We start from the raw sequence: 13,610 nt of genomic DNA, 5'->3' as shown, positions 1-13,610 counted from the left end.
GCGGAAATAGTCTGGATCGCTTCGCTGCGCTCGCAATGACGATGTGGATGCAGCGATATCATTCTACCTCTCCCCGCACGCGGAGAGAGGCGAAGTAAAGCAAGGGACACCAAAGCCATGACCGCCATGCTGGAGATGCGCAACGTCAGCAAGAGCTTTGCCGGCGTGCAGGCGCTGCGCGACGTCAACTTCTCGGTTCGCGCCGGGCAGATCCATGCGCTCGTCGGCGAGAATGGCGCCGGCAAGTCGACGCTGATGAAGGTGCTGAGCGGGGTCTATCCGCACGGCAGCTACGAGGGTACCATCGTCTTCGACGGCGAGGAGCGGCGCTTTCGCGACATCAACGATTCCGAGGCGCTGGGCATCATCATCATCCATCAGGAGCTGGCGCTGATCCCGCTGATGTCGATTGCGGAGAACATCTTCCTTTCGCATCCGCCGTCGAAGCTAGGGGTGATCGACCGCGACGAGGTCTACCGGCGCACGCGCGAGCTGCTGGCGCAGGTCGGCCTGAAGGAATCCCCGGATACGCTGATCACCGATCTCGGCGTCGGCAAGCAGCAGCTGGTCGAGATCGCCAAGGCGCTGTCCAAGCGGGTACGGATGCTGATCCTGGACGAGCCGACCGCGAGCCTCAACGAGGCCGACAGCGCCGCGCTGCTCGATCGCCTGATGGCGTTCCGCGAGCAGGGCATCGGCTCGATCCTGATCTCGCACAAGCTGAACGAGGTCGCCAAGGTCGCCGACCACATCACCGTGCTGCGCGACGGCCGCACGGTGGACAGCATCGATTGCCATGCCGAGCCGATCCAGGAAGACCGCATCATCCGCAGCATGGTCAATCGCGATATGGCGCACCGTTTCCCGGAGCGCAATGTGAAGATCGGCGAGCCGGTGCTCGACGTCGAGAACTGGTCGGTCTATCACCCCATCCATCCCGAGCGGCAGGTGATCAAGAATGTCAGTTTCGGCGTCAGGCGCGGCGAGGTCGTGGGCATTGCCGGCCTGATGGGGGCAGGGCGTACCGAGTTTGCCATGAGCCTGTTCGGCCGCTCCTGGGGCACCAATGTCAGCGGCATTATCCGGCTCGAAGGCCGTGAGATCGCGCTGCCAAGCGTCGCCGCCGCGATCGACGCCGGTCTTGCCTACGTCACCGAGGACCGCAAGCAGCTCGGCCTGATCCTCGCCGACGACGTCCGCAAGAACATCACGCTGGCGAGCCTCGACCAGGTCGCACCTAGCAGGGTGATCGACGACATCGCCGAGCTCAAGGTCGCCAGCGACTACCGCAACCGGATGCGCATCCGCTGCTCCGACGTCTACCAGGAGACCGGCCAGCTCTCCGGCGGCAACCAGCAGAAGGTCGTACTATCGAAATGGCTGATGACCGACCCCAAGGTCCTGATCCTGGATGAGCCGACAAGAGGTATCGACGTCGGTGCCAAATATGAGATTTACTGTATCATCAATGAGCTTGCGGAAGCCGGCCGCGGCGTCGTGGTGATCTCCTCGGAGATGCCCGAGCTGCTCGGCATCTGCGACCGCATCTGCGTCATGAACGACGGCGCTTTCGTCGGCGAGTTCAAGGGCTCGGAGGCGACACAGGAAAAGATCATGCGCGCCATCATGCGCAACGAACGAAGCATTGGGAACGCCGCGCCCGCGGCCGCGGAGATGGGAGGATCGCAGCCATGACCGACAAGACGGTTTCGCTGCCCGAGGAGCGCCGGCACGGCAGCTTCATCAAGAACAATTTGCGCAATTACGGCATGTTGATGTCGCTGGTTGCGATCATGCTGTTCTTCCAGGTCGTGACCGGCGGCACGCTGCTGCAGCCGCTCAACCTCACCAACCTGGTGCTGCAGAACAGCTACATCGTCATCATGGCGCTGGGCATGCTGCTGGTCATCGTCACCGGCCATATCGACCTCTCGGTCGGTTCGGTCGCGGGCTTCATCGGTGCCGTGGCGGCCTTGCTGATGGTGACCTACAAGGTCGATTACACGCTCGCCTTCCTCGCTTGCCTCGCGCTCGGCGCCGCCATCGGTGCGGCGCAGGGCTATTGGGTGGCCTATTTCAAGATTCCGTCCTTCATCGTGACGTTGGCGGGCATGCTGGTCTTCAAGGGCCTGGCGCTCGCGGTGTTGCAGGGCCAGTCGCTCGGCCCGTTCCCGGCGACTTTCCAGAAACTGTCGTCCGGTTTCATTCCCGAATTGCTGCCCGAGGCCGGCACGCTGCATCCGACATCCATGCTGATCGGCGCCTTGCTCGCGCTCGGGCTGGTCTATGCCAGTGCCAAGGGAAGGTCGCGCGAACAGTCGCATGGCATCGAGGTCGAGCCCTATGCGTTCTTCCTCGGCAAGAGCGTTGTGCTGGCCTGCGCGGTGCTCTACTTCACCTATCTGATCGCGACCTATCGCGGCCTGCCCAACGTGCTGGTGATCATGAGTATCCTGATCGCGCTGTACGGCTTCGTCACCCGCCGCACCGTGATCGGCCGGCAGATCTACGCCGTCGGCGGCAACGCCAAGGCGGCGAGCCTGTCGGGCATCAAGACGGAGCGGCTGACCTTCCTCACCTTCGTCAACATGGGCGTGCTCGCCGCGCTTGCCGGCCTCGTCTTCGCCGCGCGCCTCAACACGGCAACTCCAAAGGCCGGCCTCGGCTTCGAGCTCGACGTCATCGCCGCCTGCTTCATCGGCGGCGCCTCGGCCTATGGCGGCGTCGGGCGGGTCGGCGGTGCCGTGGTCGGCGCCATGATCATGGGCGTGATGAACAACGGCATGTCCATCCTCGGCATCGGCATCGACTATCAGCAGGTCATCAAGGGCCTGGTGCTGCTGGGTGCCGTGTGCATCGACGTGTACAATCAGCGGCGATAGGCGGTCTCGTAGGGTGGGCAAAGGCGCAACGCGCCGTGCCCACCAATCGCGAACGCTTTGGCCATCTCACTCCACCCCGCTCGCGCCGCGCTCATCCTCAGGATTGCATCACAGGAACCAGCCCGTAGCGCAGCATCGTTTCCTTCATTTTGGCCGGATCAGGCGAGCCGGCCGATAGCAGGCCCGCCATGTCCCTGAAGTATTGCGGACCGAGTACGCCGGGGCTGAGGATGCACAGGCAGGTTGCCGGTCGGGGCGAACGGTTGATGAAGCCGTGCACCACGCCGCGCTTGATGTACAGACTTTCGCCCGGCGCGACGTCAATGTCCTTTGCTTCGATCCGCCAGGTCGAGATGCCGCTGAGTCCATAGATCGTTTCGTCCCAGCGATCGTGATAATGCGGAATCGGCATGCGCGCGTTCGGCTGCAATGTCATCTCGAACAGATCGAGGCCGCCGGCGGTCTCGTCCTTGCTCTGTAGGAATGTCAGCTGCAGCGCGCCAAGGTTGATGATCTCAGGCATGGCCAACTCATCCAATCGTGGAGCGCAATATTAGCGCACGACATCAAGAAGCCAAAACCGAGGAATGGAACTGTCTGACACCACGAGCAGCAGGTGCCTCCTGCTGTGCAGCATCGTAATGACGCCCTGCATTGCGCTCGGGGCGCGGGCCGCTACTGCGTCATGAACAGCACCGTCGCGATCGCGACGGAGAGGCTCACGGCCGAGACCGTTGCCACGGTCGACAAGACCCCCATGCGCCTGAGCGCGATGGCAAAGGCGATGATGATGGGGGTCGCAGTCATCAGCCCGATTTGTGCATCACTCATGTGATCGTTCGCCAGTCCTGGGAACCCTGCGCCGGTTCGTACCGCGATCCGGCCGGCCGGACGTTGCGTCGGCGCAAACAAGTGCTCTGGCGATCCCCAGTTTGTCCGCCGACAAATTCGGAACCGGGACGCCGGGCTAAGTCCGGCCGGTGTCCTGGTCCGGAAAGACGATGTCGACGACCGAGTGCGAACAACAGGAAACCGGCTGGGGAATTCTGCAAGATCTCCCCGGCGATCCCATGATCTGGGTGCTGATCTTCAGCGAGCTCGTCGCCTTCGGCCTGTTCCTCGGCGCCTTTTCGGTCGCCCGTGCGATCCACCCGGCTGTGTTCGCGGCCGGGCAGGCCGCGCTCAATTCGAATCTCGCAGGCCTCAACACCGTCGTGCTGGTATCGAGCGGCTGGGCGGCGGCAAGAGCCACGAAGGCTGCGCGCGCCGGAGAACGGCAGGTGGCGCGATCCTGGATTGTCGGCGCCATCGTGCTCGGCGGTCTCTTCATCGCGATCAAGCTTGCCGAATATGCCGAAGAAATTGGAGGCGGGGTCGGGCTCGAAACCAGCCCGTTCTTCACGCTCTACTTCCTGCTGACCGGCTTTCATCTTCTGCATGTCGGCCTCGGCATCGTCATTCTCGCCGTGGTCTGCCGCCGCGCCGAAATATCAGGCATCGAGACGGGAACGGCCTTCTGGCACATGGTCGATCTGGTCTGGATCGTCATGTTTCCCATTCTCTACCTGGTGAGATGACGATGCCGGATCGCATCGACATCACCTGGATCGTGCTGATCGGCATCGCGCTCGCGACCATCCTGCTGCCGCCGCTGATGCCGCGGGCGCTGCTCGGCAATGCGCTGCTGCTCGCCTTCGCAGCGCTCAAGGGGCACCGCATCGCGCTCGATTTCATGGATCTTCGCGTCGTGCCCGCGCTCTGGCGCGGTCTCGTCGTGAGCTGGATCCTGATCGTGCTGCTGCTTGCCTGGCTCGCCTCGGCCGTCGCCGCCCTGATCTGACGCGCTCATTGCGCCCTGACAAAGAACGTGCCGGGCAAAGCGGCAATAAATCACACCATCGCATGTCTTCGGAATCAAACCGGAAAGGATTGGCAATGGCTGAACGCCTGACCAAGTCGGCCGCTCGGAACGTCTTCTACGGCGGCTCGGCCTTCTTCTTTGCGATCTTCATAGGGCTGACGGCGCACAGCCATTACTACATGGCCACGTCCTCCACGGACGCGACGATGCTGACGTCGTCGGTCGCCCGCGGCAAGCACGTCTGGGAAAAGAACTCCTGCATCAACTGCCACACGCTGCTGGGCGAGGGCGCCTATTTCGCCCCTGAGGTTGGCAATGTCTGGGATCGCTGGGGCGGCAACGAGGACCCGGCCGCCGCACGTGAGACGCTGAAGGCCTGGATGCAATCGCAGCCCTCCGGCGCGCCGGGTCGTCGGCAGATGCCGCAATTCAACCTGACCGACCCGGAACTCGACGATCTCGCCGACTTCCTGCAGTGGACCAGCAAGATCAAGCGCCAGGAATGGCCGCCGAACAAGGCTGGCTGAGCGCCTTCCTCTTTCCAGACAGAGAGAACCCGAGATGAAATACCAAACCCAGAAAGTCGCGATGCTGTATTTCTACGGCGCGCTGACGCTGTTCCTGGCCCAGGTCCTGTTCGGTCTTGTCGCCGGAACCATCTACGTCCTGCCCAACACGCTGTCGGCCCTCCTGCCGTTCAACATCGTCAGGATGATCCACACCAACGCACTGATCGTGTGGTCGTTGATCGGCTTCATGGGCGCGACCTATTACTTGCTGCCTGAGGAAACCGAGACCGAGCTTTACAGCCCGCTGCTCGCCAAGATCCAGTTCTGGATGTTCTTCGGTGCTGCGGGCGTGGCCGTGGTCGGCTATCTCTTCCACTACCACGAGGGCCGCGAATTCCTCGAGCAACCCTTCATCATCAAGGTCGGCATCGTCGTGGTCTGCCTGATGTTCCTGTTCAACGTCACCATGACGGCGCTGAAGGGCCGCAAGACGACGATCACCAACATCCTGCTGTTCGGACTGTGGGGCGTTGCGATCTTCTTCCTGTTCGCCTTCTACAACCCGGCGAACCTCGCGGTCGACAAGATGTATTGGTGGTACGTCGTGCATCTTTGGGTCGAGGGCGTCTGGGAGCTGATCATGGCCTCCGTGCTCGCCTATCTCATGATCAAGCTCAACGGCATCGATCGCGAGGTGGTGGAGAAGTGGCTCTACGTCATCATTGGGCTGGCGCTGTTCTCGGGCATTCTCGGCACTGGCCATCATTTCTACTGGATCGGCGCGCCCGGCTACTGGCAGTGGATCGGCTCGCTGTTCTCCACGCTGGAGGTCGCGCCGTTCTTCACGATGGTGATCTTCACTGTGCAGATGACCTGGAAGGCCGGCCGCAAGCACCCGAACCGCGCTGCGCTGTTGTGGTCGGTCGGCTGCTCGGTGATGGCATTCCTCGGCGCCGGTGTGTGGGGCTTCCTGCACACGTTGTCCTCGGTGAACTATTACACCCATGGCACGCAGGTCACCGCCGCGCACGGCCATCTCGCCTTCTTCGGTGCCTATGTGATGCTGAACCTGTCCGTGATGGCTTATGCGATCCCGCAGCTCAAGGGACGTGCGCCCTACAACCAGTGGCTCTCCATGGCGAGCTTCTGGATCATGTGCACGGCCATGATGGTGATGACCTTCGCGCTGACCTTCGCTGGCGTGGTCCAGGTTCACCTCCAGCGCGTGCTCGGCCAAGGTTACATGGACGTGCAGGACCAGCTTTCGATGTTCTACTGGGTCCGGCTCGGGTCCGGCGTGTTCGTCGCCATCTCCGCACTGATGTTCGTGTGGGCCGTGCTGGTGCCCGGCCGCGCCAGGCAGCCCGTCATCCCCGGCGCGTTGCAGCCGGCCGAATGAGCGTAAAGGCGGCCGCGGTTCGCCGCGGCCGCCATCTCGATGCGAATTGCGGAGAATGATTATGAAAGCTGCCCTTCACGCCGTTACCGCGCCGGCGCTGCCGGCCTATGTCGCAAGCGGCAATGAATGCGCGCTGTTCGAGCACGCCTGGCGGCACCAGCTGCCGGTGCTGCTGAAGGGACCGACCGGCTGCGGCAAGACGCGCTTCGTTGCGCATATGGCTGCGCGGTTGGGATTGCCGCTGCACACCGTCGCCTGCCACGACGATCTCACCGCGGCCGATCTCACCGGCCGCTATCTGCTCAGGGGCGGCGATACGGTGTGGAGTGACGGCCCGTTGACGCGGGCGGTGCGCGAGGGCGGCATCTGCTATCTCGACGAGGTCGTGGAGGCGCGCAAGGATGTCACGGTCGTGCTGCATCCCCTGACTGACGATCGCCGCATCCTGCCTCTGGAGCGCATCGGCGAGGAGCTTGCCGCGCCGAACAGCTTCATGCTCGTCGTGTCCTACAATCCCGGTTACCAGACGCTGCTGAAGGCGCTCAAGCCGTCGACGCGCCAGCGCTTCGTCGCCATCGAGTTCAGCTTTCTGCCGCCGGAGCAAGAGATTGCGGTGGTCGCCGCCGAGAGCGGACTATCGCCGGAGCGCGTGCGGCCGCTGGTCGGGCTGGCTGGCCGGCTGCGCGCGCTGAAGGGGCACGACCTGGAGGAGGGCGTCTCGACTCGGCTCGTGGTCTATTGCGCGACCCTGATCGCGGCCGGCATGCCGCTTGCGGATGCCGTGCTCGCGGGCATGATCGAGCCGCTGACCGACGATGCCGACGTCAAGGCGGCGCTTCTCGACGTCGCGCGCGCGATGATCGGCTGAGGTACGACCATGCTCGATTTCCTCGAACTGGAGGAGACGGTCGGCCGCGCCTGGCACCGCATGGTCGGCGGCACCGCCAGCTACCCGGTTCACGCCGAACATGCGGTTTCCCTTGCAGAAGTGAGGAGCCGCCTCGCGGTAATGTTCCGCGCGCTGGGCGGCGAGGCGGGCGTGCAGATCGCGAGCGCCCGTGCGCGCAAGTCCGGGCACCGGCTCGGTTGGCGGCAACGCATCGGTCTCGGTGACGAGCGCATCGAGCAGCCAGGCCGCGATGCCGCGACCATCTTCCTGCCGGACAGCATCGGGATTTTCGCCGACCGCGAACTCAATGCAAGCCTCTATCGTTGGCTCGCGGCATGGTTCGCGGTTGCGCCGGTCGAGGCGATCGCCGAGACCGATCCGCTCCGGCGCGATCTGCTCGTGCTGCGCCGCGCCGCTGAAACCGCGGTCTTCGTGCTGACCCAGTTTCCCGGGCTTGTCGCCGACTACGCGCAGCTTGCCGCCGCGACCGCAGCGGCGCGGCCCCGGCGTCCCCTGCCGCGCATCGAGCAGGAGATCGAGCAGATTATTCTCGCCCTGCTCGGCGCGGAACCTTCACCAGCAGGGAAATTGTGGTCGGCGATGATGGGGAATGGACCGCTGCCGGGCAAGTCTCCGCCGGGCTATCGTCCGATTCTGCCATGCCCAGTCTGGGGCGATTGCTGGACCCGCGAGCTGTCGCCTACGCATGCGGGAGAGGATGAGTGCGCTGGCAGTGCGGAGGCCGCGAGCGAGGACAATCGCAAGCGCTTCGCCGTCCGCGAGCGCGAGGACGGAGCCAATCGCCGCGATCCCTTCGTGCTCAATCGTTTCGAAAAGATCCTGGCGATGGCCGAGATGGTCAATGTCGATCGCCCCTCGGATGACAGCGAGGACGAGGACGCCCAGAAGGCGGCCGACGATCTCGAGGAGATCACGCTCAGCCGCCGCGGCAAGCCGGCGAGCCGGTTCAAGTTCGATCTCGACCTGCCGCCGGAAGCGCTCGGTGCATCGCGGCTGACTGCGGATTTGACCTATCCCGAATGGGACTATCGCAGCCGCTCCTATCTGCCCGATCATTGCCGCGTGCTCGCATCTGCCGCGTCTGAAACCGGTGAAAGCTGGACGCCTGACGAGACCATGCGCCGGCACGTGCGCCAGGTGCGCCGCCGCTTCGAGGTCCTGCGGCCGCGCCATGATTTGATGCGGGCCCAGGCCGACGGACATGACCTCGACCTCGACGCGCTGGTGCGCGCGCGATGCGACCTCCGCGCCGGCAGCAGCAGCGGTCTTGATCGTGTCCACGTTGCGATGCGCCCGCAAGGGCACGATCTCGCCGTCACCCTGCTGGTCGACGTCTCACTCTCCACGGACGCCTGGGTTGATGGTTACCGCGTGCTCGACGTCGAGAAGGAGGCGCTGCTCGTGCTTGCCCACGGCCTATCCGCCTGCGGCGATCACCACAACATCCTGACCTTCACCTCGCGTCGGCGGTCCTGGGTGCGGCTCGAGACGGTCAAGGCGTTCGGCGAGCCGATGAGCGGCGTGGTCGAGCGCCGCATCGGCGCGCTCAAGCCCGGCTACTACACGCGGATCGGCGCGGCGGTCCGCCATGCCGCCGCCGAGCTTGCACGCCAGCCGCAGCGTAAAAAGCTGCTGCTCGTCCTCACCGACGGCAAGCCGAACGACGTCGATCATTATGAGGGGCGCTTTGCGGTCGAAGACACCAGGAGGTCTGTGCAGGAAGCGCGCCGACTCGGGATGGTGGTGTTCGGCGGGACGATCGACGCGGCGGCGCAATCCTATTTTCCGACGCTGTTCGGGCGCAGCGGCTATGCGATCGTCGGCAACATCAAGCGATTGCCCGCGGCGCTGCCGGCGATCTACCGGCAGGTGGCGCACTGATGCGGGAACGCCACGGCGCCGTGTTCTCGGCTGAACTATTGCTCATAGCGTGGGTATATGATCGAATGGCCGGATGGACAAGGGCCGGCCAAACCCCGATCTGATCATCTTCGACTGCGACGGCGTGCTCGTCGACAGCGAGCTCTTGAGCTGCCGCTGCCTGTCCGAGGCCTTGGCTGAATTCGGTCTTTTGCTCAGCGAGGAGCAGGCGCTCGAACTGTTTCTCGGACGCAGCACCACGGCGATCGAGCAGCACTATCGCGATCTCAGTCAGGTCGTGCCAGATGGCTTCCTGCCGCGATTGAAGTCGCATGTGCTGGAGACGTTCGCCGCATCGCTCGCGCCGATCCCCGGGGTGGAGGCGGTGATCTCGGCGCTGACCGTGCCGTTCTGCGTGGCCTCGTCCAGCGACCTCGATCGCGTGTCGCTCTCGCTCGACGTCACCGGTCTTCGGGGATATTTCGGCGACCGGATCTACACTGCGCAGATGGTCAGGCACGGCAAGCCGGCGCCCGATCTCTTTCTTCATGCCGCCGAGAGCATGCGCACACCGCCCACACGCACGCTGGTGATCGAGGACAGCGTCAGCGGGGTGCAGGCGGGCAAGGCCGCCGGCATGACCGTCTGGGGATTTGTCGGCGGCGGCCATTATCGCAGCCGCGATGGCTGCGCTATATTGTCCGCGGCCGGAGCCGATCGGGTCTTCGCGCGCATGAGCGATTTCTGGGAGATGTGAGCCCGCATGGCCGCCGAGAACGACAAGTCGAGACTCGACGACGCCGCGCGCGCCGGCTGGCTCTATTTCATTGCCGGCCATACCCAGGACGAGATCGCAAAGATGCTCCAGGTCTCGCGCGCCTCGGCGCAGCGGCTGGTCTCGCTGTGCCTCGCCGAGCGGCTCATCACCTTCCGGCTCGAACATCCCATCGCGGCCTGCATGGAGCTGGCGGCGCGTTTGAAGCAACGGTTCGACCTCGTCCATTGCGAGGTGGTGCCGGCAGATCCTGCCGCGCCACAGGCCACGGCGGGCATTGCCGAGCGCTGCGCCAATCTGCTCGATTCCACGCTGCGCTCGGAGACGCCTGTCATCGTCGCGCTTGGGACCGGCCGGGCGGTGCGCGCCGCGGTCGAGCGCGTCACGCCGATCGAGCGGCCCAATCACCAGATCGTCTCGCTGGTCGGCAACATCTCCGCCGACGGCTCGGCGAGCTTCTACGACACGGTCGGCCGGCTCGCCGACCGCACCGGCGCGCGGCACTATCCGATGCCGCTGCCGTTCCTGATGTCGTCGGAGGACGAGCGCAACAGGATGGTGCGCATCGAGCCGATCGCGAAGGTGAAAGCGGTCGCAGCTAAAGCGGATTTGCGCCTCGTCGGCATCGGCCAGATGGACCAGAAGGCGCAGGTGCACGTCGACGGCTTCGTCACCCGCGACGAATTGTTCGAGATGATGCGCCTGGGCGCGATCGGCGAGATCACCGGTTGGGCCTATGATGCCAAGGGCCGCCTGCTCAAGGCCGGCACCAACAAGCGCCTCACCAGCATCCCGCCGGAAGTGCCGGCGAAAACCACGACGATCGGCGCAGCGGTCGGGGCGGCCAAAGTGGCGGCGATCGCGGCGGCACTGAACGGCGGCCTGATCAACGGCCTGATCACCGACGAAGCGACGGCAAGGGCGATTCTGGAGCGGTAGGACGGTTCGCGCGGAGGTGTAGCAAGCCGCGGCGTTCGTTCCCAACAATGCCGTCGCTTCCGCCTGGGTCCTTCCACCCTCCCGCACTGCAGCACTCATAAGTTGCGCAAACACCCGCGCGCGTGCTTGACAACTGGCGCGCCCCCGTTGAACATACGCCCAACGCGTGGGCATATGCTCAAAACGCGAATTGAGGGGAGGTCACCGTGAAACATGTCCTGGGCGCCGTCTGCGGCGCGTCTGTCCTGCTGGCCGTCCCTGCGATGGCCGAAACGACCCTGACCATCGCCACCGTCAACAATGGCGACATGATCCGCATGCAGGGGTTGACGGGCGAGTTCACCAAGAAGAACCCCGACATCACCGTGAAGTGGGTGACGCTGGAGGAGAACGTGCTGCGCCAGCGCGTCACCACCGACATCGCCACCAAAGGCGGCCAGTTCGACGTGCTCACCATCGGCACCTACGAGGTGCCGATCTGGGCAAAGAAGGGCTGGCTGGTGCCGCTCGCCAATCTCGGCGCCGATTACGACGTCGCCGACCTCCTGCCCAAGATCAAGGACGCGGTCTCCGCCGACGGCAAGCTCTACGCCGCGCCATTCTACGGCGAGAGCTCGATGGTGATGTACCGCACCGATCTGTTCGAGAAGGCCGGCCTGAAGATGCCGGAAAAGCCGAGCTGGGACTTCGTGATCGACGCCGCCAAGAAGCTGACGGACAAGAGTGCTGGCACCTACGGCATCTGCCTGCGCGGCAAGGCGGGCTGGGGCGAGAACATGGCGTTCCTCTCGGCGATGGCCAATTCCTACGGCGCGCGCTGGTTCGACGAGAACTGGCAGCCGCAGTTCAATACGCCGGAATGGAAGACGACGCTGACGACCTATGTGAACCTGATGAAGGAAGCAGGCCCTCCCGGCGCGAGCTCCAACGGCTTCAACGAGAATCTGGCGCTGTTCAACGCCGGCAAATGCGCGATGTGGATCGACGCCACGGTCGCGGCGTCCTTCGTCACCAACCCGAAGGATTCCAAGGTTGCCGACAAGGTCGGCTTCGCGCTCGCGCCCAACACCGGCCTCGGCAAGAACGCCAACTGGTTGTGGGCCTGGAATCTCGCAATCCCGGCCGGCTCCAAGAAGACGGAAGCTGCCGAGAAGTTCATCGCCTGGGCGACCAGCAAGGACTACACCAAGCTGGTGGCGTCGAAGGAGGGCTGGGCCAACGTGCCGCCGGGTACGCGCACCTCGCTCTACCAGAACGATGAGTACCTGAAGGTCGCGCCGTTCGCGAAACTGACGCTGGCCTCGATCGACGCTGCCGATCCCAACAAGCCGACGGTGAAGCCCGTTCCTTACGTCGGCGTGCAATACGCCGCGATCCCTGAATTCCAGGGCATCGGCACGCAAGTGGGCCAGCAGTTCTCGGCGGCGCTTGCAGGATCGATGACCGTCGATGCAGCGCTCACGGCTGCGCAGTCTGCTACCGAGCGCGAGATGAAGCGCGCCGGCTACATCAAGTGAACCCGAGCTCTCCCTGAGCTCAAACTTGCGGCCATCCATCCTTGCTGGATGGCCGTCTTCTTCCTCCGAGCGGAGCGCCAAGAAATGGCAACCCGGCAGACGCAGTTTCTTGCGCGGTCGCTCCTGACCCCCGCCGTCGGGCTGCTGTTCATCTGGATGATCGTCCCGCTGGCGCTGACGATCTATTTCTCGACGCTGCACTACAGCCTGCTCGATCCCGGTTCGGAATCGTTCGTCGGCCTCGAAAACTTCCGCTACTTCCTCACCGATCCCGCTTTTCTGGCCTCGCTCCAAAACACGCTGGTGCTGGTCGGCTCGGTGCTGGCGCTGACGATCCTGCTCGGCATTCCGCTGGCGCTGCTGATGGACCAACCCGTGATCGGCCGCAATTTCGTCCGGCTGATGGTGATTGCGCCGTTCTTCGTGATGCCGACGGTGAGCGCGCTGGTCTGGAAGAACCTGTTGATGCATCCGGTGTCCGGGCTGTTCGCCTGGCTCGCCTCGCTGTTCGGCCTGACGCCGATCGATTGGTTCAACGACGTGCCGCTGTTTGCGGTGATCCTGATCGTGACCTGGCAATGGCTGCCGTTCGCGACGCTGATCCTGCTGACGGCGCTGCAATCGCTCGACGAGGAGCAAAAGGAGGCCGCCGAGATGGACGGCGCGAGCGCCATCTCGACCTTCATCTACATCACGCTGCCGCACCTGGCGCGTCCCATCACCGTGGTGATCCTGATCGAGACCATCTTCCTGCTCACGGTGTTCGCCGAGATCTTCGTCACCACGGGCGGTGGGCCCGGCCTGCAGACCACCAACATCGCCTTCCTGATCTATTCGCAGGCGCTGATCCAGTTCGACGTCGGCAGCGCCTCCGCGGGCGGTCTCGTCGCGGTGGTGATCGCCAACGTCGTCGCCTTCTTTCTCGTCCGCATCGTCGGCCGCAATCTGGAGGCTTGAA

At 64.2% G+C, this 13,610-nt stretch carries 14 protein-coding genes; 12 read left to right on the top strand and 2 right to left on the bottom strand.

Annotation, left to right across the window (positions count from 1 at the left end; all coding sequences use genetic code 11):
- Positions 1–117: 117 nt before the first annotated feature.
- Entirely contained in the window at positions 118–1,695 is a 1,578-nt protein-coding gene (gene mmsA / locus ACNJYA_RS25265) for a multiple monosaccharide ABC transporter ATP-binding protein (RefSeq protein WP_212256864.1), read from the top strand.
- The gene (gene mmsB, locus ACNJYA_RS25260) at positions 1,692–2,882 is read left to right on the top strand and encodes a multiple monosaccharide ABC transporter permease (RefSeq protein ID WP_172784320.1); all 1,191 of its coding nucleotides are present in this window, start codon (positions 1,692–1,694) and stop codon (positions 2,880–2,882) included. The genes mmsA and mmsB overlap by 4 nt, the downstream gene beginning before the upstream one ends.
- A gap of 97 nt (positions 2,883–2,979) precedes the next feature.
- Here mmsB and ACNJYA_RS25255 read toward each other — a convergent pair whose 3' ends face one another.
- Both ACNJYA_RS25255 and ACNJYA_RS25250 read right to left on the bottom strand, forming a co-directional pair.
- On the bottom strand, positions 2,980–3,405 hold the full coding sequence (locus ACNJYA_RS25255) for a cupin domain-containing protein (protein WP_212256863.1): 426 nt from the start codon (positions 3,403–3,405) through the stop codon (positions 2,980–2,982).
- A gap of 152 nt (positions 3,406–3,557) precedes the next feature.
- Positions 3,558–3,713 carry a hypothetical protein gene (locus ACNJYA_RS25250; RefSeq protein WP_439400917.1) on the bottom strand — a complete coding sequence of 52 codons (156 nt, stop codon included), beginning with the start codon at positions 3,711–3,713 and terminating at the stop codon, positions 3,558–3,560.
- 170 nt (positions 3,714–3,883) lie between these two features.
- On the opposite strand from ACNJYA_RS25250, the gene ACNJYA_RS25245 reads away from it, so the two are divergent.
- From ACNJYA_RS25245 to ACNJYA_RS25200, 10 genes are all read left to right on the top strand, one after another.
- Positions 3,884–4,459, top strand: coding sequence for a cytochrome c oxidase subunit 3 family protein (locus tag ACNJYA_RS25245; RefSeq protein ID WP_172784322.1), 576 nt, complete (start codon positions 3,884–3,886; stop codon positions 4,457–4,459).
- A 2-nt stretch (positions 4,460–4,461) separates the two neighbouring features.
- Positions 4,462–4,722, top strand: coding sequence for a cytochrome C oxidase subunit IV family protein (locus tag ACNJYA_RS25240; protein WP_439400916.1), 261 nt, complete (start codon positions 4,462–4,464; stop codon positions 4,720–4,722).
- A gap of 95 nt (positions 4,723–4,817) precedes the next feature.
- The gene (locus tag ACNJYA_RS25235; protein ID WP_260382994.1) at positions 4,818–5,270 is read left to right on the top strand and encodes a c-type cytochrome; all 453 of its coding nucleotides are present in this window, start codon (positions 4,818–4,820) and stop codon (positions 5,268–5,270) included.
- Between the two features lie 34 nt (positions 5,271–5,304).
- Positions 5,305–6,651, top strand: coding sequence for a cbb3-type cytochrome c oxidase subunit I (locus tag ACNJYA_RS25230; protein ID WP_260382995.1), 1,347 nt, complete (start codon positions 5,305–5,307; stop codon positions 6,649–6,651).
- 61 nt (positions 6,652–6,712) lie between these two features.
- Entirely contained in the window at positions 6,713–7,519 is an 807-nt protein-coding gene (locus tag ACNJYA_RS25225) for a CbbQ/NirQ/NorQ/GpvN family protein (RefSeq protein ID WP_439400915.1), read from the top strand.
- Positions 7,520–7,528: 9 nt separating this feature from the next.
- A complete protein-coding gene (locus tag ACNJYA_RS25220) occupies positions 7,529–9,442 on the top strand; it encodes a nitric oxide reductase activation protein NorD (RefSeq protein ID WP_439400914.1) in 1,914 nt (637 codons plus the stop codon).
- A 73-nt stretch (positions 9,443–9,515) separates the two neighbouring features.
- The gene (locus tag ACNJYA_RS25215; protein ID WP_439400913.1) at positions 9,516–10,178 is read left to right on the top strand and encodes an HAD family hydrolase; all 663 of its coding nucleotides are present in this window, start codon (positions 9,516–9,518) and stop codon (positions 10,176–10,178) included.
- Between the two features lie 6 nt (positions 10,179–10,184).
- Positions 10,185–11,135: a sugar-binding transcriptional regulator gene (locus ACNJYA_RS25210; RefSeq protein ID WP_172784329.1), complete on the top strand. Its 951-nt coding sequence runs from the start codon at positions 10,185–10,187 to the stop codon at positions 11,133–11,135.
- Between the two features lie 206 nt (positions 11,136–11,341).
- Entirely contained in the window at positions 11,342–12,652 is a 1,311-nt protein-coding gene (locus ACNJYA_RS25205; RefSeq protein WP_172784330.1) for an ABC transporter substrate-binding protein, read from the top strand.
- Positions 12,653–12,736: 84 nt separating this feature from the next.
- Positions 12,737–13,609, top strand: a complete 873-nt coding sequence (locus tag ACNJYA_RS25200) for a carbohydrate ABC transporter permease (protein ID WP_172784331.1) — start codon at positions 12,737–12,739, stop codon at positions 13,607–13,609.
- Position 13,610: the final 1 nt, after the last annotated feature.

It is taken from the genome of Bradyrhizobium sp. BLXBL-01 (assembly GCF_051853025.1).
GTDB lineage: Bacteria > Pseudomonadota > Alphaproteobacteria > Rhizobiales > Xanthobacteraceae > Bradyrhizobium.
Note: the sequence above shows the minus strand (reverse complement) of the source record. Positions and strands in the feature narration are given on the sequence as shown.

Coding starts and splice junctions, on each gene's coding strand:
- mmsA (WP_212256864.1), top strand. CDS start 118: ATGACCGCCATGCTGGAGATGCGCAACGTCAGCAAGAGCTTTGCCGGC.
- mmsB (WP_172784320.1), top strand. CDS start 1,692: ATGACCGACAAGACGGTTTCGCTGCCCGAGGAGCGCCGGCACGGCAGC.
- ACNJYA_RS25255 (WP_212256863.1), bottom strand. CDS start 3,405: ATGCCTGAGATCATCAACCTTGGCGCGCTGCAGCTGACATTCCTACAG.
- ACNJYA_RS25250 (WP_439400917.1), bottom strand. CDS start 3,713: ATGAGTGATGCACAAATCGGGCTGATGACTGCGACCCCCATCATCATC.
- ACNJYA_RS25245 (WP_172784322.1), top strand. CDS start 3,884: ATGTCGACGACCGAGTGCGAACAACAGGAAACCGGCTGGGGAATTCTG.
- ACNJYA_RS25240 (WP_439400916.1), top strand. CDS start 4,462: ATGCCGGATCGCATCGACATCACCTGGATCGTGCTGATCGGCATCGCG.
- ACNJYA_RS25235 (WP_260382994.1), top strand. CDS start 4,818: ATGGCTGAACGCCTGACCAAGTCGGCCGCTCGGAACGTCTTCTACGGC.
- ACNJYA_RS25230 (WP_260382995.1), top strand. CDS start 5,305: ATGAAATACCAAACCCAGAAAGTCGCGATGCTGTATTTCTACGGCGCG.
- ACNJYA_RS25225 (WP_439400915.1), top strand. CDS start 6,713: ATGAAAGCTGCCCTTCACGCCGTTACCGCGCCGGCGCTGCCGGCCTAT.
- ACNJYA_RS25220 (WP_439400914.1), top strand. CDS start 7,529: ATGCTCGATTTCCTCGAACTGGAGGAGACGGTCGGCCGCGCCTGGCAC.
- ACNJYA_RS25215 (WP_439400913.1), top strand. CDS start 9,516: ATGGACAAGGGCCGGCCAAACCCCGATCTGATCATCTTCGACTGCGAC.
- ACNJYA_RS25210 (WP_172784329.1), top strand. CDS start 10,185: ATGGCCGCCGAGAACGACAAGTCGAGACTCGACGACGCCGCGCGCGCC.
- ACNJYA_RS25200 (WP_172784331.1), top strand. CDS start 12,737: ATGGCAACCCGGCAGACGCAGTTTCTTGCGCGGTCGCTCCTGACCCCC.